A 20563-nucleotide genomic window follows, 5' to 3' on the forward strand; every position below is an offset into this window, starting at 1 on the left:
CCCAACCCCACCCGCCCCCCCACACCCCCCCCCCCCCCCGCCCCCCCCACCCCGCCTTACGACCCCAGGGGGGCCAGCGCCCACTCGACTTGGGGGCGGACAAATCAGCCGCCGCCGGGCCGCCCCATGGCGGCTGACGTCCCCGTGGGGGGGCAGGAGCGAAGCGACGTGGGGGCGGACATCACCGCTCAATGCCGAGCAGGGCGTCCTTGAGCAGGTTGTCGGCCGGTGAATTGCCGACCCAGATCTTCAGCACCATGGTGAAGAACTCAGCGTCACCCACGGGCGCGCCTTGCGGCTGGCCCTGGATGTAGAACTGCGTGCCCTTGCCGGGCAGGAACTCCATGGCGAAGGTGTCACCGGTCAGCAGTTTGGATTTTCCGGAGAAGATCTCGATGAAGCGGGTGGACGACAGCGCGTGCTTCTGCACCGCTTCCTTGGGCGAGTTTTCCGACAAGCCCTTGATGAACAAGCGGCCCAGGTCGGTGCCCGGCAGCTCGCGCAAGGCGGTGAACTGCAGGCGCTTCGGGCCGGGCAGGGCCACCAGCGCCTCGGGGGTGTTGACCTTCTTGGACGTGTACAGGCCCACGTCGTAGACCTTGAAGAAAGCCTTGTAGCGGGTGCCCGCACCGTTCAACACCAGAGGTGTGCCCTGCACCTGGATCGCAGGCTCGAACGGGGTCGAGGGCGCTGCCAACGCGGCCCCCACCAGGAGTGACAGCGTCAAGGCCAGGGTGGCGGGGACAAGTGCGGCCGGTGTGCGCATCGAGGGTTCTCCAACGATTTCGAGTTTTGGGTCCGGGTCATTATTCGGTTTCGCACGGCCGTCAACAACCCCCAGAAACCCGTTCTGCGGCTCACGGCCCGTGCGCTATTGCCGGCAGCATGGACCGCCGCGGCGCACTTTGCCGGGTGTGTTCGACCAGCACCGAATCGCCGAACTCGTGCGTGCGGTAGCCGTGCGACGCCAGCGTTTCGTCGATGTGGCGCAACAGACCCGGGTCCACGAAGGCCTGCAACAGCGTGTGGTGGCTGGCGCCGGGCTCGTGTGTGCCGCTGAGCAGGGCGTCGACCACCCGCAACCGGGTCTGCGGGCCGATGCGCTGGGTGGCCAGGCCCGGGCCGCTGCGCAGGCAGCCGCTGGCGGCAGCGTGTTCGAGCGCGCGTGTCACGGTGGTGCCCAGGGCGACGATGCGCCCACCGCCTTCGCGTGTGTGTGCCACCGCTTGCGCCGTGGCCTCGGGCAGGTGATAGGGCTCGTCGAAGGGAAGGCGGGCGTCGAGAGCCGGGTCGCCCGTGGACGAGATGCCGGCGGCGTGGGTCAGCGTGGCAAAGCCGATGCCTCGCTCGCGCAGAGATTGCAGCATCTGCCAGTCGAGCACGAAGCCCGCCGAGGGCGGCTCGAACGCCACCGGCAGCGCGGCCACGCGTGTCCACACGTCCCACAACGCCAGCGGTTCGCTCATGTGGGCGTACTGGATCGGTTTGCCGTGGCGGGCCAGGCCGGCCCAGATGCTGTCGGGTGTGCCTTCGAAGCGCAGCGTGATGAGCCTCGGGTGGCCAAGCGTGTGCACGACCGTGGCGCGCAGTGGGCCGAGCAGCAACACGTCACCGCCTTGCAGCGACGGTGGTGCGGCGCGGTCTTCGGTGCGCGTGCGGTGATCGCCGGAGCCGAACACGATGGCGGTGAACTCGTGCACATCGTCCACTGCCAGCGAGCGGCGGCCGGCCAGGCGCACTTCGATCGCTTTGCCACTGGGCCCATGCAAGCCGCTCAGGCTGGCGGGCAGTGTGGCGGCGTCGTTGGCCACCAGCAGGTCACCGGGCCGCAAAAAGCGAGGTAAGGCCGATCGTGGTGCGTGCTGCACCTGGCCGGTGGCGTCGATCACCAGCAGGCGTGCATCGAGCGGGCGCTGGACGGGTGTGGTGGCGGCTTTCATGCGGCCTCCCGTTCGATCAACGCGATGATCTCCTGCGCTGCTTGTGCAGGGCGCTTCAGCGTGGCGGGGTCGGCGTCGGGCACGGCGAGGGCATGCAAGGGTGTGTCCATGTCGCCGGGGTCGAAGGCGACCACGCGCACGCCGTGCTCGCGCAGCTCTTCATGCCAGATGCGGCTCAGGTGAGACAGCGCCGCCTTGCTCGCACCATAGGCGCCCCAGCCGGGGTAGGCCGACACGGCGGCGTCGCTGGTGATGTTGATGACGAGCGCGGGCCGCCCATCGCGTGCCGAGGCACCGAGTGCGCCCAGCAGGGCCTTGGTCAGGCGAAAAGGCCCGAGCAGGTTGGTGGCAATGGCTGTTTCGAAGTCTTCGCACTCGGTGTCGGCCAGCAGCGCCAGCGGTGTGGGGCCGAGGTGCGAGGCGTTGTTGATCAACACGTCGAGCCCGTCGAGCGCGGCAGTGATCTGCAGCGCCAACGGGTAGGTGTCGGCCTTCTGCGAGACGTCGCCCACCAGGCCGTGCGTGCCTGGTATGCGGCGAGTGATGTGGGCCACGCGTTGTGCGTCGCGCGCCACGAAGGCCACGCGTGCGCCACTGGCTGCAAGCTGCTCGACGAGGGCGAGCCCGAGGCCCGAGGTGCCGCCCGTGATGGCCACGCGCAGGGTGTGATGAGTGTTCATTGTTGTGTACCGGTTGGTTGGGGTGGCTTGACGATAGGCAGGCTTGCCCCACGCAGCGAGCGCCATGTCCAGCCGATTGGCACAAGGTTGTTGTGACGGACACAATCGAGCCACCATGGCCGACGACCTCACCCATTCGCCTGCATCTGCCCATCTCGCGCGCAACCTCGTGAGCCTGCGTCACACGCGCGCGCTCACGCAAGATGGGTTGGCCCGCGCCGCCGCCGTGCCGCGCTCGACCATTGCCAACCTGGAGTCGGGCGAAGGCAACCCTTCGCTGGCGGTGCTGGTGAAAGTGGCCGGTGCCCTGGGCGTGCCCATCGACGAGCTGCTCGCGTCACCGCGCGCCATGGTGCGGCGCTGGGCGGCCGACGAAGTGGCACACCAGGTGAAGGGCCGCGGTGTGAACATCCGACCGCTGGTGCCCGAGCCGGTGCCCGACGAGATGATGGAGGTGATGGACTTCGCCCCCGCCGCGGTGATGGGCGGCACACCGCACCTGCCGGGCACGCGCGAGTTTTTCACCTGCCTGAGCGGGCGTGTGAACCTGATGGTGGCCGGTGAGCGTTACACCCTGACCGAGGGCGAGGTGCTGGCCTTCCCGGGCAACCTGCCGCACTCGTACCAGAACGACGATGCACTTGCGCCGGCACGCGGTGTGTCGGTGGTGGTGTTTGCAAAAGCTGGCGTGTAAGCCGCACAAGCGATCTAGAATCCGCTCGCTTGTCGGGGTGCCGAGGACTTGAAGTCCGAGGCTGAGAGGGTGCACTGCACCTAACCCGTTGAACCTGATTGGGGTCATCCCCGCGTAGGAAACAATGCACTCGGCCCCGGCGCTTCTCTTCAAGCGCGGTCTCCAGGCAGGCACCCCCTTTCTGGAGCACCCATGGCCAAGACCTCCGCACCTGTCGACACCGCCGCGCTCTCCCAGCGCATCACCCGCAGCCCGTTCCCGGGTTCACGCAAGGTCTACCTCGAAGGCTCGCGTGCCGATTTGCGCGTGCCCTTTCGTGAGATCGGCCTGAGCGACACGCTCCTCGGCCACGGCCGGCACGAGCCCAACCCGCCGCTGCGCGTGTACGACAGCTCGGGCCCCTACACCGACCCGTTGGCGCACATCGATCTCGCACGCGGCCTGCCGCCGCTGCGTGAGCGCTGGATCGCCGAGCGCGCCGGCAGCAGCAACCAGTCGCAGATGCACTTTGCCCGCCGCCACATCATCACGCCCGAGATGGAGTTCGTGGCGCTGCGCGAAAACCTGCTGAAAGCGCAGCTGCGCGAGCGGCTGGCGCAAGAGCGTGTGCCGCAGCGGGGCCAGGCGTTTGGTGCGCAGCTCACACAAGACATCACGCCCGAGTTCGTGCGCGCCGAGGTGGCGAGCGGGCGCGCCGTGATCCCCTGCAACCGCAGGCACCCCGAGAGCGAACCGATGGTGATCGGCCGAAACTTTGCGGTGAAGGTCAACGCCAACATCGGCAACTCGGCCGTCACCTCGGGCATCGAAGAAGAGGTCGACAAGCTGGTCTGGGCCATCCGCTGGGGGGCCGACACGGTGATGGACTTGTCGACCGGCGACAACATCCACGAAACCCGCGAGTGGATCGTGCGCAACTCGCCGGTGCCCATCGGCACGGTGCCGATCTACCAGGCGCTGGAGAAGGTGCACGGCAAGGCCGAGGAGCTCACCTGGGCGCTGTTTCGCGACACGCTCATCGAGCAGGCCGAACAAGGCGTGGACTACTTCACCATCCACGCCGGCGTGCGCCTCGCGCACGTGCCGCTCACGGCCAACCGGCTCACCGGCATCGTCTCGCGTGGCGGCGCCATCATGGCCAAGTGGTGCCTGGCGCACCACCGCGAGAGCTTTCTCTACGAACACTTCGAAGAGATCTGCGAGATCATGAAAGCCTTCGACGTGTGCTTCTCGCTCGGCGACGGCCTGCGCCCCGGCTCGATCGCCGACGCGAATGACGACGCGCAGTTCGCCGAGCTGCACACGCTGGGTGAGCTGACACAAGTCGCGTGGAAACACCACGTGCAGGTGATGATCGAAGGCCCCGGCCACGTGCCGCTGCAGCTGGTGAAAGAAAACGTCGACAAGCAGCTCACGGCCTGCTTCGAAGCGCCGTTCTACACGCTGGGCCCACTGATCACCGACATTTCGCCCGGCTACGACCACATCTCGTCGGCCATGGGGGCCGCGAACATCGGCTGGTACGGCACGGCGATGCTTTGCTACGTGACGCCGAAAGAACACCTTGGTTTGCCGAACCGCGACGATGTGAAGCAGGGCTTGATTGCCTACAAGATTGCCGCCCATGCAGGCGACCTGGCCAAGGGTTTCCCGGGTGCGCAGATGTGGGACAACGCAGTGTCGAAGGCGCGTTTCGAGTTCCGATGGGAAGACCAGTTTCGCCTTGCCATCGACCCCGACACCGCGATGGCGTACCACGACGAAACGCTGCCGAAAGAAAGCGCGAAGGTGGCGCACTTCTGCTCGATGTGTGGCCCGAAGTTCTGCTCGATGAAGATCACGCAGGAGGTGCGCGAGTACGCCGCGCGTCAGCCCAAGCCGGTGATTGAAATACGCCAGGCGCTCGACGACAAGGCGCTGGCGTTCCGCGCGGGCGGCAGCGAAATCTACCTCTGAGCGCGCAGCGATGACGCTGCATGCAGCCATTGCCGGCGCAGGCCTGGCCGGGCGCTTGACGGCCTGGCGGCTGGCGCGCGCCGGTTGGCGCGTGAGCCTGTTCGATGCGGCGGCGCGCGATGACACGCGCTCGGCCAGCGCGGTGGCGGCGGCCATGTTGTCGCCGCTGGCCGAGCTGGCGCTGTGCGAGTTGCCGGTGTTCGAGCTGGCGCAGCGTGCGATGGCGCTGTGGCCGGCGTGGCTGGACGAGTTGCACGCCGACAGCGGCCTCCCGGTGTTCTATCGCCGCGATGGCGCGCTGGTGGTGGCGCATGCGGCCGACGCAGGCCACCTCGCGCACTTCGAGCAGGTGCTGCGCCGCAAGCTGCCCGTCGCCCACCTGCCGCAACTGCAGCCGGTAGAGGGTGCGGCTTTGGTGGCGCTGGAGCCGCTGCTGGCCGGGCGTTTCGAGCGTGGCCTTTTTCTCCAAGGCGAAGGCCAACTCGCCAACGACGAGCTGCTGCGCGCCTTGGCGGTGGCGCTCGATCGCCTGGGTGTGCAGTGGCATGAAGGGGTGCAGGTGGCATCGCTGCGCAGCCTGTGCCAAGCCGACGTGTTGATTGACACCCGCGGCGTGGGCTCACGCGCCGACTGGCCGGGCCTGCGCGGTGTGCGCGGTGAAATCATCACGCTGCAATGTGATGGCGTGACCCTGCGGCGCCCGTTGCGCTTGATGCACCCGCGTTACCCGCTGTATGTGGTGCCGCGCCCGGGCCAGCGTTTCATCGTGGGCGCCACCGAGCTGGAGTCCGAAGACAGCGGGCCGGCCACGCTTCGCTCGGTGCTCGAGCTGGGCAGCGCGCTCTACAGCCTGCACCCGGCCTTTGGCGAGGCGCGTGTGCTGCACACCGCGGCCGCCCTGCGCCCTGCGCTCGACGACCACCTGCCCACGCTGCGCCAGCACGCGGGTGTGTGGCAACTCAATGGCCTGTACCGGCACGGCTACCTGTGCGCGCCGGCGCTGGTCGACTCCCTGGTTCACACCCTGTGCCCATGACCACACTCTCACTCAACGGCGAGCCGCTCCACAGCGATGCGGCGACCTTGCAAGCTTTGCTGGTTGAACGCGGCTACGACCCCGGCGCTGCATTTGCCTGCGCGCTGAACCACGTCTTTGTGCCACGCCACCACTGGCCGCAACAAATCTTGCGTGACGGCGACCGCATCGACATCGTCACCCCCGTCACTGGAGGATGAACATGCTGACCACAAGCCCGTGGACGGTGGCCGGCACCACCATGCAAAGCCGACTGCTGCTCGGCACCGCGCGCTACCCCTCGCCGCAGGTGCTGAGCGACGCAGTGCGCGTCAGCGCCACCCAGGTTCTCACCGTGGGCCTGCGCCGCCTGCAACCCGAACACGGCGGCGGCAACAGCTTCTGGCAGCGTGTGCGCGACACCGGCTGCCGCGTGTTGCCCAACACCGCCGGCTGCCACAGCGCACAAGAGGCCATCACGCTGTCGCAGATGGCGCGCGAGATGTTTGACACACCCTGGATCAAGCTCGAAGTGGTGGGCGACGACACCACCTTGCAGCCCGACCCTTTCGGCACGGTGGAGGCGGCACGCCATCTGGTGCGCGAAGGTTTTGCGGTGTTTGCCTACACCACCGACGACCTGGTGGTGGCGCAAAAGCTGCGTGATGCCGGCTGCGCGGCGATCATGCCGTGGGCCGCGCCGATTGGCAGCGGGCGGGGCGTGCTCAACCCGCATGCGCTGGCCACGCTGCGCGCGCGTTTGCATGACGTGGTGTTGATCGTCGATGCTGGCCTCGGCCTGCCCTCGCACGCCGCGCAGGTGATGGAGATGGGCTTTGACGCCGTGCTGCTCAACACCGCGGTCGCGCAAGCGCGTGACCCGGTGCGCATGGCCCAAGCTTTTGCGCAGGCCGTGAGCGCCGGCCGCCTCGCTTTCGAAGCCACGCCGATGCCGCCGCAGCAGACGGCGCACGCGTCCACGCCCACGCTGGGCATGCCGTTCTGGCATCAACTTTGAGGGAGACAAGGTGACCCCACTTTTGACAATCGCCGGCCACGACCCGGTGCATGGCGCGGGCATCACCGCCGACCTCGCCACCTGGGCTGCGATGGGGCTCGATGGCTGCAGTGTGGTCACCGCGCTCACGGTGCAAAACAGCCAGGGCCTGGAGCAGGTGGTGCCGGTGAATGCGCAGGTGGTGCGCGACGCGCTGCAAGCCGTGCTGCGTGATGGCGAGCCGGCGGCCATCAAGGTGGGCCTGCTCGGCTCGGTGGAGGTGGCGCGCGAGGTCAACGAGTTTGTGGCGATGCGAAGCTGCCCGGTGGTGGTCGACCCCGTGCTCAGCGGCTCGAACGGCCGGCGCGCCTACAACGCCAACAGCGCCTGCTGGCTCACCGCCTTGTGGGCCTTGATGAAGCATGCCGATGTGATCACGCCCAACCTGCCCGAAGCGGCCTTGTTGCTGGGCATGGACGAAGCGCAGGTGGCTGCGCGCTTGCCCGAGCTGCACGCGCTCAGCCGCGGCGCGGTGGTGCTGAAGGGTGGCCACGGCAGTGGGCCACTGAGCGCCGACTGGGTGTTCGATGGCGAGCGCTGCGCGGTGCTCGCCGGCCCACGCTGGCCTGCTGCCGCGCACGGCACCGGCTGTGTGTTTTCGTCGGTCGTGGCCGGCATGCTGGCCCAGGGTTGGAATGTGTTCGAGGCCAGCTGCGAAGCCAAGCTGCGTGTGGCCGCCGGCATCGCGCAGGCGCGGGCCCACGGGCCGGGGCGGCCGAACACCCACACCGCACCGCCGATGGGCAGCGAGCACCTGCCGCGCTTTCACTGGTCACGCACCGGTGGCGCGGTGCCGCCCGCCGCGCTCGCATTTGCGCCGCTCACGCACCCGCTGGGCTTTTACGCGGTGCTGCCCGATGCCGACTGGATCGAGCGGGCGCTGGCCTGGGGTGTGCGCACACTGCAATTGCGCATCAAACAAGGCGGCATGAGCACGCCCGAGTTGCGCGCCCAGCTGCGCGCCGCCGTGCGAGCAGCGGCGGCGGTGCCGGGCGCGCAGCTCTTCATCAACGACCACTGGCGCGACGCGATCGAGCTGGGTGCCTATGGGGTGCACCTGGGCCAGGAAGACATCGACTCGGCCAACGCGGCCGCACTGCAAGGCGCCGGCCTGCGCCTGGGCCTGAGCTCGCACACACCGCTGGAGATGTCGCGCGCGCATGCGCTGCGGCCTTCGTATGTGGCGCTCGGGCCGGTCTACCCGACCACGCTCAAGGCCATGCGCCACGGCCCGCTCGGGCTGGCGCGTTTGCGCGATTGGGCAGCGCGTTACCAGCCGGCCTACCCGGTGGTGGCCATTGGTGGCATCTGCCTCGCGCGGGCGCCGCAGGTGCTGGCCTGTGGGGTGGACTCGCTGGCGGTGGTGAGCGCGCTCACCCAGGCCGCCGACCCGCAGGCCGTTGCCGAGCAATTCATGCGCCTGATGTCGCTTGGCCCTGCCGGCAATGGGGCTGCAGCGGATGAGCGCGCGCCGAGCCAGGCCTGCCTTTAAGCTTGGCGCCCTCCGGCATCCACAACACACAAGGGACACACCTTCATGACCTTCACCCACTCGCTTCGCCACGCCTTCGCCATGTTGGCTGGTGGCCTGTTGCTGGCCGCTGCAGCCCACGCCGCCGCCCCGCAGGTCAAGACCCAGGCCCCGGGCTACTACCGCATGATGCTGGGCGACTTTGAAGTCACCGCGCTGCTCGACGGCATCTTGCCGCTGGAGGCCAACAAGCTGCTGACCAACACCACGCCGGCTGAAGTGAGGGCGCTGCTCAAGCGCTCGTTCCAGACCGAGGTGGTGCCGACCTCTGTCAACGCCTATCTCATCAACACCGGCAGCAAGCTGGTGCTGGTGGATGCTGGCGCGGCCAAACTGTTCGGCCCCGGGTTCGACCAGCTGCACGCCAACCTCAAGGCCGCTGGCTACCAGCCCGACCAAGTGGACGCGGTGGTCATCACCCACATGCACGGTGACCACATTGGGGGGCTGATTCAGGACGGCAAGATCGCCTTCCCGAACGCCACCGTCTACGCCGACAAGCACGACGCCGACTTCTGGCTCAGTGCCGCCAACCTGGAGAAGGCGCCGAAGGAGATGAAGATGTTCTTCCAGGGCGCGCAGGTGACGCTCAACCCTTACGTGAGTGCCGGCAAGTTGAAAGCCTTCGAGGGCGATACCGAGATCGTGCCCGGCGTGAAAGCCCTCGCCACCTACGGCCACACCCCAGGGCATGCGATCTACTCGATCGAATCGAAGGGCGAAAAACTGGTGCTGTGGGGCGACCTGATGCACGTGGCGGCGGTGCAGTTCCCCAAGCCCTCGGTGACCATCCAGTTCGACACCGATTCCAAGGCGGCTGCGGTGCAACGCAAGAAAGCTTTTGCCGACGCCGCAAAGAACGGCTACTGGATCGGCAGCGCGCACCTGCCCTTCCCCGGCATTGGCCATCTGCGTGTCGACGGCAAGGGCTATCAGTTCGTGCCGGTGAACTACAACCAGATCAAGTGACTGGGTGTCACACCAGAACAGACACGTCAGGCAGCAGCTTGAAACTGGTGTCCTTGAGCGTCTCGACAAAGGCCCGCACGTAGGGCCTTTGTGACAAGCCGGCCTTGCCTGCGGCGTGCAGCCGTGAGGTGAGGCCGCGTTTGCCCACCGGGCGCGTGCTCACGTAGCCACGATCCACATACGGCTGCACGCTCCAGCTCGGCAACACGGCAATGCCACGCCGGCTGGCCACCAGCTGCAGGATGGCCACCGTGAGCTCCGAGGTGCGGCGGCGCGGGTTCACACCGGCTGGCGTGAGCACCCGCATGATGTCGAGCAGCGCATCGGGCACCGGGTAGTGGATCAGCGTCTCGTCGGCAAAGTCGCGCGGCGTGAGGTGCGATCGTGCGGTGAGCCGGTGGTCGTTCGCCATCACCGCCACCATCGGATACTGGAACAGCGGCGTGAACTCCACGCCCGCGCTGTCGTCCACTTCAGACGTGATGGCCAGCTCGGCGCGGTCGCTCACCACCAGGCCCACCGGGTCGGCGTGAAAGCCCGACACGATGTCCAACTCCACCTCGGGCCACTGCGGGCGAAACGCGTCCATCGCTGGCATCAACCAGTCGAAGCAGGTGTGGCACTCCACCGCAATGCGCAACGGCCCGGCGCTGCCACCGGCCATGTTGGCGAGGTCGCGCTCGGCCAGCTGCACCGCGGCATTCACCTGCTCGCCCAGTTGGGCCAAGCGCAGGCCGGCGGGCGTGAGCCGCACGGGCTGGGTGCGGCGCTCCAGCAGCTCCAGCTCGTAAATGCCTTCCAGCAGCTTCAACTGGTGCGACAGCGCCGATTGGGTGAGGTGCAGGCGCTCGGCCGCCGCGCTCAAGGAGGGCGCTTCCATCAGCACGGCCAGGGTGCGCAGGTGGCGCAGTTCAAGGGCAGAAGGCATTGGTATGAATGAGATTCAACAGAGTTGTGAAATTCTTTCGCTTGAATCATAGGGTATGCGTGCCTAGCATCAGCCGACTTATCTTCGAATGAGACCGACGAATGAAAACGCACACCCTGGGCTTCCCGCGCATCGGCGCACACCGCGAGCTCAAGTTCGCCCTCGAGCGCCACTGGCGCGGCGAGTCGCAGCCCGACGTGTTGCCGCAGGTGGCGCAAGACCTGCGCGCCCGCCACTGGCTGGCGCAGCGCCATGCGGGGCTTAACTTCGCGACCGCCGGTGACTTCTCGCTCTATGACGTGATGCTCGACCACACGGTCATGTTCGGCGCGGTGCCGGCGCGCTTCGGCTTCACGCCGGGCCAGTTGAGCCTGGCGCAGTACTTCGAGCTGGCGCGTGGCAACCCAGCCCAAGGTGCGATGGAGATGACCAAGTGGTTCGATACCAACTACCACTACCTGGTGCCCGAGCTGTCGGTTGACCAGCAGTTCAGCCTGCACGCGCAGCCGCTGCTCGACGTGGTGCGCGAGGTCGAGCACCGCAGCTTCACGCCCAAGCCGGTGCTCATCGGGCCGCTCACCTTCCTGTGGCTCGCCAAGATCCGCGACCTGCCGGCGGGCGTCGACGAAGTGCAGGCCAAGCTCGCGCTGCTGCCGCGCTTGCTGCCGGTGTATGCCGAGCTGCTGAAGTTGCTGGAAGCGCGTGCCGTCAGTTGGGTGCAGATCGACGAGCCGGTGCTGGCGCTCGACCTGCCGGATGCGTGGCTGCAGTCGCTCAAGGGCGCCTACGACGCCATCGCCCAGCCGCACCTGCATGTGATGCTGACCACCTACTTCGAATCGGTGGAGCGCCACCTGCCGCTGCTGGCCACGCTGCCGGTGCAGGGCCTGCACCTCGACCTGGTGCGTGCGCCGAAGCAGGCGGCGGCCGCGCTGCAACACTGGCCGCGCAACAAGGTGCTGTCAGCCGGTGTGATCGACGGCCGCAACATCTGGCGTGCCGATCTGCGCGCGGTGCTGGCGCAGCTCAAGCCGCTGCATGCGCACTGGGGCCACCGGCTGTGGTTGGCACCGAGCTGCTCGCTGTTGCACTGCCCAGTGGATGCGTCGGTGGAGCTGCGTCTCAACAACCCGGTGCGCGGCTGGCTGGCGTTTGCGGTGCAAAAGCTCGGCGAGCTGGGCACGCTCAAGCGTGCGCTGCTCGATGGTGATGCCGCCGAGGCGAAGGCGCTGGACGCGAGCGATGCCGCGCAGACCACCCGCCGCCAGAGCCCGCAGGTGAACCAGCCCGCCGTGCGCGCGCGGGTGGCGGCACTGAGCGCGGCCGACGCGTGCCGCGACCAGGTGTATGCCCAGCGCAGCGTGCAACAGCGCAAGCGCCTGGCGCTGCCGCCGTTTCCCACCACCACCATCGGGTCTTTTCCGCAGACCAACGAGATTCGTGTCGCGCGGGCACGCTTCAAGCGCGGCGAACTGCGTGAGCCGCTCTACCGCGAGCAGATGCAGCAGGCCATCACCCAGGCCGTGCGTGAGCAAGAAGAGTTGGGGCTGGACGTGCTGGTGCACGGCGAAGCCGAGCGCAACGACATGGTCGAGTACTTCGGCGAGCAGTTGAGCGGTTACGCCTTCACCGACAACGGCTGGGTGCAGAGCTATGGTTCACGCTGCGTCAAGCCGCCCATCATCTACGGCGACGTGGCGCGGCCGGTGGCGATGACGGTCGAGTGGACACGCTACGCGCAAAGCCTCACGCCACGCTGGATGAAAGGCATGCTGACCGGCCCGGTGACGATGTTGCAGTGGTCGTTTGTGCGCGACGACCTGCCGCGTGAGCAGGTGGCGTTGCAACTGGCATTGGCCCTGCGTGATGAGGTGGTCGACCTGGAGGCCGCCGGCATTGCGGTGATCCAGATCGACGAGCCGGCTTTCCGCGAAGGCCTGCCGCTGCGCCGCGCCGACTGGGCGGCCTACCTCGACTGGGCGGCACGTGCTTTCCGTGTGAGCGCCAGCGGTGTGCGCGACGACACGCAGATCCACACCCACATGTGCTACTCGGAGTTCAACGACATCCTGCCCTCGATCGCGGCGATGGACGCTGACGTGATCACCATCGAAACCTCGCGCTCGCAGATGGAGCTGTTGCGTGGTTTTGGCGAGTTTGCCTACCCGAACGAGATCGGCCCAGGTGTGTATGACATCCATTCGCCGCGGGTGCCCGATGCGCAGGAGATGCTGGCGCTGCTGCGCAAGGCGCGCGAGGTGATCCCCGACGAGCGCTTGTGGGTCAACCCCGACTGCGGCTTGAAGACGCGCGGTTGGGAAGAGACACGCGGCGCGTTGCGGCACATGGTGGAAGCGGCGCAGGCGCTGCGCCGCGAAGTGGCTTAAGGAGCCTTGGCTGCAGGGGCGGGCTCGGCCACAAAACCGATGCGGCTGAGCCCCGCCTTTTGCACCACACCGATCAGCTCGGCGACACGACCGTAGGGCACGGTCTTGTCGGCGCGCAGCTGCACCTCGGTCTGCGGATTTTTCTTGGCCGCCTGGGCCATGCGCTGCGCGAACACATCGGCGGCGATGGGTTGGTCGGCGAGGTAGAGCTGGCCTTTCGGGTCGATGGCCACGGCCACGAAGTCGGGCACGTCGCTGGCCGTGGCGGCTTCGGTTTGCGGGAGGTCGAGCTTGAGGCTGGCGCTCATCAACGGCGCGGTGATCATGAAGATGACCAGCAACACCAGCATCACGTCGATCAGCGGCGTCATGTTGATGTCGCTCATCGGCGGGGGCGCCGAGCTGCGTTCAAGACGACCGAAGGCCATGTCAGCTTGCGGTGGGCTGGGCGCCGTGGTCGTCGACCAGCATCTCGCGCAGGTCGTGGGCAAAACCCTCGAGCTCGGCTTCGCAGGCGGCCACACGCTTGTTGAAGATGTTGTAGGCCAGCACCGCGGGAATCGCCACCGCCAGGCCGGCGGCCGTCATCACCAGCGCCTCACCCACCGGGCCGGAGACCCGGTCGATGGTGATGCTGCCGGCGGCCGAGATGCTCAGCAGCGCGTGGTAGATGCCCCAGACCGTGCCGAACAGGCCGATGAAGGGCGCGGTGCTGCCGATCGAGGCCAACACCACCTGGCCAAACTGCAGCTGGGTGAGCACACGGTGCAGCGCGTCGCGCAGGCGGCGCGTGAGTTGGGAGCTGAGGTGGCCGCGTGACTCGAGCGTGCCGCCGCTGGGCTCGCTGGTGGCGGCAGCGAGCAAGGGGCGCAGCACACCTTCACGGTCGAAGGCGGCGAGTTGGTCGCGCCCGCCGGCGAGTGTGGGCGCCGACCAGAAGGCCGGCACGGCACGCGCGATGTCGCTGCGCACACGCCCCAGCAGCCAGCCCTTCCAGAAGATCAGAACCCACGCGCTGATGGACATGAGCAAGAGCAAGGCCGCCACGCCGCGCGTGATCGCGTCCCCCTGTTGCCAGAACTGGACGAAGCTGCTCATGCTTTCAGGCAAAACCCAGCACGTCGTTCATGTTGAACAGGCCGGTGCTGCGGTCGCTGAGGAAGCGCGCCGCACGCAGGCTGCCCTGCGCGTAGCCCGCGCGGCTGTCGCTCTTATGCGTGATCTCGATGCGCTCGGCGATGCCGGCGAAGAGCACGGTGTGGTCACCAATCACGCTGCCACCACGGATGGTGGCGAACCCGATGGTCGACGGGTCGCGCGCGCCGGTGACACCTTCACGGCCGTAGACGGCACATTCTTTCAAGTCGCGTCCCAGGGCCTTGGCCACCACCTCGCCCATCGCGAGTGCGGTGCCGCTCGGGGCATCGACCTTGTGGCGGTGGTGGGCTTCGATCACCTCGACGTCATAACCCTGGTTCAGCGCCCGCGCGGCCACATCGAGCAGGCGCATCACCACGTTCACACCAACGCTCATGTTGGGAGCCATCATGATGGCCATGTGCTCGGCCTGCGCGGCAATCTCTTTCTTTTGCGACTCAGTGAAACCGGTGGTGCCGATCACCAGCTTGACGCCCAGCTCGCGGCAAGCGGCCAGGTGGGCCATGGTGCCTTCGGGGCGGGTGAAGTCGATCAGCACCTGCGCATTGGCCAGGCCGCTCTTCAGGTCGGCGCTGATGTGCACGCCGCTCGTGCGGCCGAGAAAGGCCGCGGCATCCTGGCCCAGCGCCGGGCTGCCGGCGATGTCTAGCGCGCCGGCCAGCACGCAATCGTCCGACGTGGTCACCGCTTCGATCAGCATGTGGCCCATGCGGCCCGAAGCGCCGGCGATGGCCACACGGATTGGACCACTCACGAGCGCGGCTCCAGCGGCGGGTAGTTGCGCAGCGGGGCCTCCGGGGCCGAGGCGGCGGCTTCCGGCTTGGGCGGCACCGGCAAGGCCTTGATTTCTTCGGGCGTCAGCGCCAGCGATGGCGGCTTGCCGCGGCGCTTGGCGGTGTCGATCGACGCCACAAAATCGCGCTCGGACGGCAGGTCTTGTGCGCTGATGCTCTTGAGCTTGTCGCCCTCGAACAGCACCAGCACCTTGCGCTGTTGCGGCTCGGCGCCCTGGCGGCGGATGGTGAAGACGTAGTCCCAGCGGTCGGCGTGGAAGGTGTCGGTGAGCAATGGCGAGCCCAGCACGTCGCGCACCTGGGCGCGGGTCTGGCCCGGCTTGACCAAGGCGACCTGCTCCTTGGTCAGCACATTGCCTTGCACCACTTCCACACGGTAGGGTGTGATGAAGCCGAGAAAGTTGTCGCTCGATTGCAGCGAACCGCAAGCGCTCAACAAGGTGGCGGCAAACAAGCCGGCAGTACACGAGACAGAGAAGCGCATGGTGGTGTGAGAGCGCGCGCTGCTGCGCGCCAACCTCGATATGATTCAACGATTCTAGCGGCTGACCCCCAGCCCGCCCGCTGTGCCCCACGCCGAGAACCCCTGCCATGTCCAATGCCGATGACCTGAAGAGCAGTGGCCTGAAGGCCACGTTGCCGCGCATCAAGATCCTCGACGTGTTTCAACACGCCAGCCAGCGCCACATGACGGCCGAAGACGTGTTCAAGGCCTTGCTCACCGAAGGCGCCGACATTGGCCTGGCCACCGTCTACCGGGTGCTGATGCAGTTTGAGCAGGCGGGCATCTTGTCGCGCAACCACTTCGAGTCGGGCAAGGCGGTGTTCGAGCTCAACGAAGGCAAACACCACGACCACCTGGTCTGCATCGACTGCGGGCGTGTCGAGGAGTTCTACGACGCCGAGATCGAGAAGCGGCAAAACGCCGTGGCGCATGCGCGGGGCTTCGAACTTCAAGACCACGCGCTGTCGCTGTACGCCGTCTGCACCAAGAAAGACTGCCAGTACAAGACGAAGTAGCCGCCGAGCTACTCTGGCTTTTGCATGGCCTTTTGGTGGCGCTCGATGAATTCGCGGTAAGTGTCGATGCCGCGCAGCTGCAAGATGGTGTTGCGCACGGCGGCCTCGACCAGCACGGCCAAGTTGCGGCCGGCGTCCACCGCGATCACCACTTTGCGAACCGGGATGTTGAGCACGTCTTCGTTCAGCGGCTCGTAGGGCAGGCGCTCAAAATCGCGCTCCAGCGTTTCTTTGCGCACCAGGTGCACGATCAGCTTGAGCCGCATCTTGCGGCGCACCGCCGTCTCGCCAAAGATCGACTTGATATCGAGCAGGCCGATGCCGCGCACTTCGAGCAGGTTCATCAACAACTCGGGGCAGCGGCCTTCGATGGCGGTTTGTGAGATGCGGTAGAGGTCCACCGCGTCGTCGGCCACCAGGCCGTGGCCGCGCGAGATGAGTTCCAGCCCGAGTTCGCTCTTGCCCAGGCCCGATTCGCCGGTGAGCAGCACGCCCACGCCCAGAATGTCCATAAACACGCCGTGGCGCGTGGTGCGCTCGGCAAACAGCTGGGCCAAGTAGCCGCGCACCACGTCGATCACGTGGCCGGCCGAGCCGTCGGTGACGAAGAGCGGAATATCGGCGCGGTCGCACAGGGCCACCAGCTTGTCGGGCGGGGTCTGGTTGTCGGCCACGATGACGACCGGGGGCTCCAGCGTCACGATGCGCTGAATGCGCCTTTCCTGGTCTTCGGGCGAGGAATCTTGCAGGTAGGCCACCTCACGCCGGCCGACGATCTGCACGCGATAAGGGTGGATGTAGTTGAGGTAGCCGACCAGGTCGGCGGCCGACTGTGCGTTGCGCACCGCAGCTTCATCAAAACGACGTTCGGGGTGGGCGTGCCCTGCAACCCACTCCCAGCGAAGCGCGGGACGGTGCTCTTCGAACAGCGCTTCCGCGCTAATGACTGAGGGCTTCATCGAGCCCCTGGCCCGACGGATACGTCAGGCTGTCCCCCGAGGGGAGGCGAGCCGGCTTGGGAGCGGCCCGGCGCTCGGCCCGCAGCGGTGATCGCAGCTTTCATGCGACCGACTTCAACGGTTCCCAGTTGGAGATGAGCTCGTGCACCTTGGCGGCGCTGGTTTCTGTCTTGAGGCGCTCACGCAACTCACGGTCGCTGAGCATCTCGGCGATCTCGGACAGGATTTCGAGGTGCCGCTGCGTTGCCGCCTCGGGTACCAGCAAAAAGATCAGCAGGCTGACCGACTCGTCGTCGGGCGCATCAAACGGAATGGGCTGCTGCACGCGCACCACGGCGGCCAGCGGGTTCTTCAGGCCCTTGATGCGGCCATGCGGAATGGCCACCCCGTGCCCGAGGCCGGTGGAGCCGAGGCGTTCGCGGGCAAAGAGGTTGTCGGTCACCGTGGCCCGCGCGATGGCGTGCTGGTTTTCAAAGACCAGGCCCGCGTGCTCGAACGCGCGCTTTTTGCTGGTGGCCTCGACATCAACGAGCACGTTGCTGAGGGGCAGGATGGCGGAGAGTCGGTTCATCTGCAGGTCACGCTCTGGCCTTGGTGAGGCATGGTCTGATTGGTGACTGAAGGTGCGATTATAAAAACGCGCCTCGCGCCCGGGCTAGACCGGTGCCCGGGCAGTGCGAGGAATTGTGCACGTGCTGCTGAGTCGCAGCAACGAATACGGCCCCGCATTTGAAGGAGCTGTCGCGCCGGGCGTGAAAAAAAGCGGCCCACAGGCCGCTTCGTGCACCAAGAGGCAGCCAGCTCAGAGCGTGGCGTCGAGGCGCTTGGCTGCCACATGATGGTGGTCTTGCAGTTTGTCTTTGTGGCGACAAACTTGCCGATCCAGCTTGTCCATCAGCTGGTCGATGGCGGCATAAAGGTCTTCATGAGAGTTCTCCACGAAGATGTCTTTGCCTTTCACATGCAAAGTGACCTCGGCTTTCTGCCTTCGTTCCTTTTCCTTCAGCTTCTCTACCGACAGCAGCACATTGATGTCTACGACTTGGTCGAAATGACGGGTGACGCGATCTAGCTTGGTAAGCACGTACTCACGCAAGGCCGGGGTCACTTCGAGGTGATGGCCGCTGATCGTCAAATTCATGAGGGCTCCTTTCGCAGGGGGTGGGGGAAGCGGGAGAGGCGGGGAGGAGGAGAGGGAGAGAAGAGGGGTGGAACCGGGGGTTCGTTGAAACCAGTGTGCGCCTGAAAAGGCGGTGTGACAAGCGAGTGACAACGCTGGCAGCAGGTTGTTTTGGGCAGAGCTTGTTTCACCTCAAAAAGTCGTCGGTTCTTCACGGTTTGAGGCCTTCTTGCGCCAGGCCCCTGCCGGCTGCAGACCGCTCCCCCGCGGCGCCACTTTGTCGGGGCTGTTGGCGGCTTGCTCGCGCTTTTGGGCGGGTGTGATAATTCGGCGGTTTCATTCACGGAGTGCGATTCACGCATATGGACAGCAGTCACCCTCGGTGACCGTCCGCTCTGACACAGCTTTGCGGCGCTGATGCGCCTGCGGGCCACGGGGCGAGGCGGTACTCACGTTAGCCCGTCCCTTCCTTCCTGGCCCCGTCGGAGCGCCCCTGCATGCTGAATGTGTTCACGCTGGTCAATGGCCGGCTGTTTCAAGAAGAAATCGAAAGCCCGGGCGCACTGGCCAACGTGCACCCGGTGTGGGTCGACCTGGAGTCGCCCACACCCGAAGAAAAAAGCTGGATCGCGCAGCACTTCGGCGTCAGCATCCCCGAAGACGTGGTCGACGACGACCTGGAAGAGTCGGCCCGCTTCTACGAAGAAGACAACGGTGAGCTGCACATCCGCTCCGACTTCCTGATCGACGACGACGAAACCCCGCGCAACGTGCGGGTGGCCTTCATCCTCTACAACAAGGTGCTGTTCTCGATCCACGGCGAAGACCTGCCGGTGTTTCGGCTGCTGCGTCTGCGCGCAAGGCGCATCCCGGCGCTGATCGAAGACGCCAAGGACGTGCTGCTCAAGCTTTATGACGCCGACGCCGAGTACAGCGCCGACGCCCTCGAAGGCATCTACGACAACCTCGAGAAGGTGAGCGCGCGTGTGCTCAAGCAGGAAGTCAACGACCAGGCCGCCGGCCAGGCGCTGGCGGCGATTGCGCGCGAGGAAGACTTGAACGGGCGCATTCGCCGCAACGTGATGGACACGCGCCGCGCGGTGAGCTTCATGATGCGCAGCCGCATGCTCAATGCCGAGCAGTTCGAAGAAGCGCGGCAGATCCTGCGCGACATCGACTCGCTCGACAGCCACACCGCCTTCCTGTTCGACAAGATCAACTTCTTGCTCGATGCGACGGTCGGTTTCATCAACATCAACCAGAACAAGATCATCAAGATCTTCTCGGTGGCGAGCGTGGCCTTGTTGCCACCCACGCTGATCGCCAGCATCTACGGCATGAACTTCAAGGCCATGCCCGAGATCGAGTGGCGCTTCGGCTACCCGCTCGCGCTGAGCCTGATGTTCATCAGCATCATTTCGCCCTTCTGGTACTTTTACCGCAAGGGTTGGCTCAAGTAGACACTCGAAGGAGGTTTGTGATGATCCTGTTGCGCTCGACGTTCGCCGCCACGCTGTTGGCCGCGCTGTCCCTGGCCCACGCCGAATGCCTGACCGACGCGCAAGCGGTGGCCTTGTATGACGCCTTCGTCGCCAAGACACCCGCCGTCAATCCCGAGGGCCTGAATGAAGCCGATGGCGCCTGCACCCGCACCAAGCTCAACGGCTTGCTGGCCCTGCGGTATGGCGCGGTGGTGGGTTACAAGGCCGGGCTCACCAACCCGGCGGTGCAAAAGCGCTTCAACTACGACCGGCCGGTGTGGGGTGTGTTGTACGAAGGCATGCTGCTGCCCAACGGCGCCACGGTGGAGGCCGGCTTTGGTGCCCGCCCGCTGTACGAGGCCGACCTGCTGGTGCGTGTGAAGAGCGAGGCCATCAACCAGGCCAAAACGCCGGCCGAGGTGCTGGAGGCCATCGACCAGATCATTCCGCTGATCGAGTTGCCCGACCTGGTGGTGCAGGCACCGCCCAAGCTCAACGGCCCGGCCATCAGCGCCATCAACGTCGGCGCCCGCATGGGCGTGATGGGCCAGCCGATCGAGCTGCCGCCCTACCGCGCCGAGCGTTACGCGATGCTCGACGCGCTGCGCGACATGGTGGTGGTGCTGTCCGACGACAAAGGCACCGAGCTGGCGCGCGGCAAGGGCAGCGACATCCTGGGCCACCCGCTCAACGCGGTGGTGTGGCTGGCCGAGGCGCTGGCCAAGGAAGGCCGAGCGATGAAGCCCGGCGACCTCATCAGCCTGGGTTCGTTTTCGCCGCTGTTGCCGCCGAAGGCGGGTGCGGGCGCTTCGGTCAACTACGTAGGCTTGCCTGGCGCGGCACCGGTGTCGGTGACGTTCAAGTAAGCGTTCAA

22 protein-coding genes and 1 riboswitch are annotated in these 20563 nt (G+C 66.5%); of the genes, 11 read left to right on the forward strand and 11 right to left on the reverse strand.

What is annotated here, in order from left to right; translation table 11 throughout:
* Positions 1 to 181: 181 nt before the first annotated feature.
* The 3 genes from RMO40_RS02335 to RMO40_RS02345 form a co-directional block, all read right to left on the reverse strand.
* A complete protein-coding gene (locus RMO40_RS02335) occupies positions 182 to 766 on the reverse strand; it encodes a chalcone isomerase family protein (protein WP_309715730.1) in 585 nt (194 codons plus the stop codon).
* Between the two features lie 91 nt (positions 767 to 857).
* On the reverse strand, positions 858 to 1940 hold the full coding sequence (locus RMO40_RS02340; protein ID WP_309715732.1) for an S-adenosylmethionine:tRNA ribosyltransferase-isomerase: 1083 nt from the start codon (positions 1938 to 1940) through the stop codon (positions 858 to 860).
* Positions 1937 to 2620 (reverse strand): SDR family oxidoreductase, encoded by a 684-nt coding sequence (locus tag RMO40_RS02345; protein WP_309715735.1) that lies wholly within the window; start codon positions 2618 to 2620, stop codon positions 1937 to 1939. Before RMO40_RS02345 ends, RMO40_RS02340 begins: the two co-directional genes overlap by 4 nt.
* 115 nt (positions 2621 to 2735) lie before the next feature.
* Here RMO40_RS02345 and RMO40_RS02350 point away from each other — a divergent pair, with 115 nt between their 5' ends.
* From RMO40_RS02350 to RMO40_RS02380, 7 genes are all read left to right on the forward strand, one after another.
* Positions 2736 to 3314, forward strand: coding sequence for a cupin domain-containing protein (locus RMO40_RS02350; RefSeq protein WP_309715738.1), 579 nt, complete (start codon positions 2736 to 2738; stop codon positions 3312 to 3314).
* Positions 3315 to 3337: 23 nt separating this feature from the next.
* A riboswitch (TPP riboswitch) is annotated at positions 3338 to 3452 on the forward strand.
* 54 nt (positions 3453 to 3506) lie between these two features.
* Positions 3507 to 5270 (forward strand): phosphomethylpyrimidine synthase ThiC, encoded by a 1764-nt coding sequence (gene thiC, locus RMO40_RS02355; protein ID WP_309715740.1) that lies wholly within the window; start codon positions 3507 to 3509, stop codon positions 5268 to 5270.
* Between the two features lie 10 nt (positions 5271 to 5280).
* Positions 5281 to 6306: a glycine oxidase ThiO gene (thiO, locus tag RMO40_RS02360; RefSeq protein ID WP_309715742.1), complete on the forward strand. Its 1026-nt coding sequence runs from the start codon at positions 5281 to 5283 to the stop codon at positions 6304 to 6306.
* Positions 6303 to 6506 (forward strand): sulfur carrier protein ThiS, encoded by a 204-nt coding sequence (gene thiS / locus RMO40_RS02365; RefSeq protein ID WP_309715744.1) that lies wholly within the window; start codon positions 6303 to 6305, stop codon positions 6504 to 6506. Before thiO ends, thiS begins: the two co-directional genes overlap by 4 nt.
* Positions 6503 to 7303 carry a thiazole synthase gene (locus RMO40_RS02370; RefSeq protein WP_489660091.1) on the forward strand — a complete coding sequence of 267 codons (801 nt, stop codon included), beginning with the start codon at positions 6503 to 6505 and terminating at the stop codon, positions 7301 to 7303. The genes thiS and RMO40_RS02370 overlap by 4 nt, the downstream gene beginning before the upstream one ends.
* Before the next feature lie 10 nt (positions 7304 to 7313).
* Positions 7314 to 8834, forward strand: a complete 1521-nt coding sequence (gene thiE / locus RMO40_RS02375; RefSeq protein WP_309715750.1) for a thiamine phosphate synthase — start codon at positions 7314 to 7316, stop codon at positions 8832 to 8834.
* Positions 8835 to 8879: 45 nt separating this feature from the next.
* Positions 8880 to 9842 carry an MBL fold metallo-hydrolase gene (locus RMO40_RS02380; protein ID WP_309715754.1) on the forward strand — a complete coding sequence of 321 codons (963 nt, stop codon included), beginning with the start codon at positions 8880 to 8882 and terminating at the stop codon, positions 9840 to 9842.
* Between the two features lie 7 nt (positions 9843 to 9849).
* On the opposite strand, the gene RMO40_RS02385 is transcribed toward RMO40_RS02380, so the two are convergent.
* Entirely contained in the window at positions 9850 to 10770 is a 921-nt protein-coding gene (locus RMO40_RS02385; protein ID WP_309715757.1) for a LysR substrate-binding domain-containing protein, read from the reverse strand.
* Positions 10771 to 10871: 101 nt separating this feature from the next.
* Here RMO40_RS02385 and metE point away from each other — a divergent pair, with 101 nt between their 5' ends.
* Entirely contained in the window at positions 10872 to 13157 is a 2286-nt protein-coding gene (gene metE / locus RMO40_RS02390; protein ID WP_309715761.1) for a 5-methyltetrahydropteroyltriglutamate--homocysteine S-methyltransferase, read from the forward strand.
* Here metE and RMO40_RS02395 read toward each other — a convergent pair.
* From RMO40_RS02395 to RMO40_RS02410, 4 genes are read right to left on the reverse strand one after another with little or no spacing between them, the layout of a single operon-like run.
* Entirely contained in the window at positions 13154 to 13585 is a 432-nt protein-coding gene (locus tag RMO40_RS02395) for a biopolymer transporter ExbD (protein ID WP_309715765.1), read from the reverse strand. The genes metE and RMO40_RS02395 overlap by 4 nt on opposite strands.
* A gap of 1 nt (position 13586) precedes the next feature.
* Complete coding sequence (locus RMO40_RS02400) at positions 13587 to 14255, reverse strand: MotA/TolQ/ExbB proton channel family protein (protein ID WP_309715768.1); 669 nt, start codon at positions 14253 to 14255, stop codon at positions 13587 to 13589.
* A 4-nt stretch (positions 14256 to 14259) separates the two neighbouring features.
* Positions 14260 to 15069: a 4-hydroxy-tetrahydrodipicolinate reductase gene (dapB, locus tag RMO40_RS02405; RefSeq protein WP_309715770.1), complete on the reverse strand. Its 810-nt coding sequence runs from the start codon at positions 15067 to 15069 to the stop codon at positions 14260 to 14262.
* Positions 15066 to 15593, reverse strand: a complete 528-nt coding sequence (locus tag RMO40_RS02410) for an outer membrane protein assembly factor BamE domain-containing protein (protein ID WP_309715773.1) — start codon at positions 15591 to 15593, stop codon at positions 15066 to 15068. The genes dapB and RMO40_RS02410 overlap by 4 nt, the downstream gene beginning before the upstream one ends.
* 107 nt (positions 15594 to 15700) lie before the next feature.
* On the opposite strand from RMO40_RS02410, the gene fur reads away from it, so the two are divergent.
* Entirely contained in the window at positions 15701 to 16129 is a 429-nt protein-coding gene (fur, locus tag RMO40_RS02415; protein ID WP_309715776.1) for a ferric iron uptake transcriptional regulator, read from the forward strand.
* Between the two features lie 8 nt (positions 16130 to 16137).
* On the opposite strand, the gene hprK is transcribed toward fur, so the two are convergent.
* The 3 genes from hprK to hpf all read right to left on the reverse strand — a co-directional run bounded on the left by hprK (position 16138) and on the right by hpf (position 18229).
* On the reverse strand, positions 16138 to 17088 hold the full coding sequence (gene hprK, locus RMO40_RS02420) for an HPr(Ser) kinase/phosphatase (RefSeq protein WP_309715779.1): 951 nt from the start codon (positions 17086 to 17088) through the stop codon (positions 16138 to 16140).
* Positions 17089 to 17188: 100 nt separating this feature from the next.
* Complete coding sequence (gene ptsN, locus RMO40_RS02425) at positions 17189 to 17659, reverse strand: PTS IIA-like nitrogen regulatory protein PtsN (protein ID WP_309715782.1); 471 nt, start codon at positions 17657 to 17659, stop codon at positions 17189 to 17191.
* A 231-nt stretch (positions 17660 to 17890) separates the two neighbouring features.
* Positions 17891 to 18229, reverse strand: a complete 339-nt coding sequence (gene hpf, locus RMO40_RS02430) for a ribosome hibernation-promoting factor, HPF/YfiA family (protein ID WP_309715785.1) — start codon at positions 18227 to 18229, stop codon at positions 17891 to 17893.
* Positions 18230 to 18705: 476 nt separating this feature from the next.
* Between hpf and corA the strand changes: the two genes are divergently transcribed.
* Both corA and RMO40_RS02440 read left to right on the forward strand, forming a co-directional pair.
* Entirely contained in the window at positions 18706 to 19668 is a 963-nt protein-coding gene (gene corA / locus RMO40_RS02435; RefSeq protein ID WP_309715787.1) for a magnesium/cobalt transporter CorA, read from the forward strand.
* 20 nt (positions 19669 to 19688) lie between these two features.
* Positions 19689 to 20555, forward strand: coding sequence for a fumarylacetoacetate hydrolase (locus RMO40_RS02440; protein WP_309715790.1), 867 nt, complete (start codon positions 19689 to 19691; stop codon positions 20553 to 20555).
* The last annotated feature ends 8 nt before the right edge of the window (positions 20556 to 20563 follow it).

The organism is Rhizobacter sp. (assembly GCF_031412075.1).
In the GTDB taxonomy this organism is placed as follows: domain Bacteria; phylum Pseudomonadota; class Gammaproteobacteria; order Burkholderiales; family Burkholderiaceae_C; genus Rhizobacter.

Coding starts and splice junctions, on each gene's coding strand:
- hpf (WP_309715785.1), bottom strand. CDS start 18,229: ATGAATTTGACGATCAGCGGCCATCACCTCGAAGTGACCCCGGCCTTG.
- RMO40_RS02400 (WP_309715768.1), bottom strand. CDS start 14,255: ATGAGCAGCTTCGTCCAGTTCTGGCAACAGGGGGACGCGATCACGCGC.
- RMO40_RS02440 (WP_309715790.1), top strand. CDS start 19,689: ATGATCCTGTTGCGCTCGACGTTCGCCGCCACGCTGTTGGCCGCGCTG.
- fur (WP_309715776.1), top strand. CDS start 15,701: ATGTCCAATGCCGATGACCTGAAGAGCAGTGGCCTGAAGGCCACGTTG.
- thiS (WP_309715744.1), top strand. CDS start 6,303: ATGACCACACTCTCACTCAACGGCGAGCCGCTCCACAGCGATGCGGCG.
- RMO40_RS02385 (WP_309715757.1), bottom strand. CDS start 10,770: ATGCCTTCTGCCCTTGAACTGCGCCACCTGCGCACCCTGGCCGTGCTG.
- RMO40_RS02410 (WP_309715773.1), bottom strand. CDS start 15,593: ATGCGCTTCTCTGTCTCGTGTACTGCCGGCTTGTTTGCCGCCACCTTG.
- RMO40_RS02370 (WP_489660091.1), top strand. CDS start 6,503: ATGAACATGCTGACCACAAGCCCGTGGACGGTGGCCGGCACCACCATG.
- corA (WP_309715787.1), top strand. CDS start 18,706: ATGCTGAATGTGTTCACGCTGGTCAATGGCCGGCTGTTTCAAGAAGAA.
- metE (WP_309715761.1), top strand. CDS start 10,872: ATGAAAACGCACACCCTGGGCTTCCCGCGCATCGGCGCACACCGCGAG.
- hprK (WP_309715779.1), bottom strand. CDS start 17,088: ATGAAGCCCTCAGTCATTAGCGCGGAAGCGCTGTTCGAAGAGCACCGT.
- RMO40_RS02395 (WP_309715765.1), bottom strand. CDS start 13,585: ATGGCCTTCGGTCGTCTTGAACGCAGCTCGGCGCCCCCGCCGATGAGC.
- thiO (WP_309715742.1), top strand. CDS start 5,281: ATGACGCTGCATGCAGCCATTGCCGGCGCAGGCCTGGCCGGGCGCTTG.
- ptsN (WP_309715782.1), bottom strand. CDS start 17,659: ATGAACCGACTCTCCGCCATCCTGCCCCTCAGCAACGTGCTCGTTGAT.
- RMO40_RS02350 (WP_309715738.1), top strand. CDS start 2,736: ATGGCCGACGACCTCACCCATTCGCCTGCATCTGCCCATCTCGCGCGC.
- RMO40_RS02340 (WP_309715732.1), bottom strand. CDS start 1,940: ATGAAAGCCGCCACCACACCCGTCCAGCGCCCGCTCGATGCACGCCTG.
- thiC (WP_309715740.1), top strand. CDS start 3,507: ATGGCCAAGACCTCCGCACCTGTCGACACCGCCGCGCTCTCCCAGCGC.
- RMO40_RS02380 (WP_309715754.1), top strand. CDS start 8,880: ATGACCTTCACCCACTCGCTTCGCCACGCCTTCGCCATGTTGGCTGGT.
- RMO40_RS02345 (WP_309715735.1), bottom strand. CDS start 2,620: ATGAACACTCATCACACCCTGCGCGTGGCCATCACGGGCGGCACCTCG.
- RMO40_RS02335 (WP_309715730.1), bottom strand. CDS start 766: ATGCGCACACCGGCCGCACTTGTCCCCGCCACCCTGGCCTTGACGCTG.